We start from the raw sequence: 480 nt of genomic DNA on the forward strand, positions 1-480 counted from the left end.
ATAGTACTAAGATGGCATATGCAAAAAGGAGTTATTCCTATACCTAAGTCATCAAATATAAATAGGATAAAAGAGAATATAGATATATTTGATTTTGAAATATCTGATAAAGATATGAAAGCCATAGACTCATTGGATGAAAATTATYATATTAAAAAATGAGTTAGTTACTCATTTTTTATTTATGATCTTATGATACTTATGAAACTTTTAATATCGTTATTATTAAAGTAATATCAATAGATATAGGGCAAAGTAAAAAGGATGTTTTTAGCCACAGATGTATCTTAATCATCAATTATATAATTAACTATATTGGGAAGTAAAAATTTTRTATTTACATTTAATAGTATTATCAAAATTAACATTTCCAGTTGATACATTTATTTTCACATCATTTAAATTTAAATCAAAATTAAAATCTATATCACTGAAATGTGTGTTTACATTTAAATTYYTRTTATAGCTTTCAGGTAAATA

At 21.5% G+C, this 480-nt stretch carries 1 protein-coding gene; it reads left to right on the forward strand.

Annotation, left to right across the window (positions count from 1 at the left end; genetic code table 11):
• Positions 1-162: an aldo/keto reductase gene (locus G3997_RS11630; RefSeq protein ID WP_334299851.1), complete on the forward strand. Its 162-nt coding sequence runs from the start codon at positions 1-3 to the stop codon at positions 160-162.
• The last annotated feature ends 318 nt before the right edge of the window (positions 163-480 follow it).

The organism is Romboutsia sp. 13368, assembly GCF_018336475.1.
Taxonomy (GTDB): Bacteria; Bacillota; Clostridia; order Peptostreptococcales; family Peptostreptococcaceae; genus Romboutsia.